We start from the raw sequence: 549 nt of genomic DNA on the forward strand, positions 1-549 counted from the left end.
AAGGAGATTCTCCTTCTGCCCAAGGAATTCCAGCTACTGGAATATCTGGTGCGCAACGAAGATCGCATCGTGTCGCGGGCGATGCTGCTGCAGCACGTCTGGGATCTTCATTCCGATCAATCGATGAATATCATTGACGTCTATGTCGGACGCCTGCGCCGCAAGGTGGACGACCAGCAGGCCTATCCGCTGATCCATACGATTCGCGGTGTCGGATACTGTCTCCGTGCTCCTGGCTAAGACGCTCAGCTCAACGACTTTCAAGCAGGCGCAGATCGCGATCGGCGGGAGATTGAGGTCCTGGTGCCTCCACCCGTGCTCGCCAGCGCCGACGAGCTGCTCGAATAGAACGTAATTTGCTGCGATGCATGAGTCCGGAAGTGATGGCCCTTCGCGTCATTTCGGGGGCGTGCAGCAATCAGGTTGCTTCCGGGGCAGAACGGACGTCAAATGATAGGCAGGACCGGCTGGCTCAGTCGAAAATGACCCAATGTATGGTCCGGCCGTGCGGTGCAAGAGGTTTTCGTCGATCCGGCAGATACGGTCTTG

At 57.4% G+C, this 549-nt stretch carries 1 protein-coding gene; it reads left to right on the forward strand.

The window, feature by feature from the left end:
- The coding region (locus ACFFWD_RS23075) for a winged helix-turn-helix domain-containing protein (protein ID WP_376968841.1) at positions 1-240 on the forward strand (240 nt) is incomplete at its 5' end.
- Between the last annotated feature and the right edge of the window lie 309 nt (positions 241-549).

The sequence above is a fragment of the Bradyrhizobium erythrophlei genome, from assembly GCF_042430365.1.
GTDB classification, from domain to species: Bacteria; Pseudomonadota; Alphaproteobacteria; order Rhizobiales; family Xanthobacteraceae; genus Bradyrhizobium; species Bradyrhizobium erythrophlei.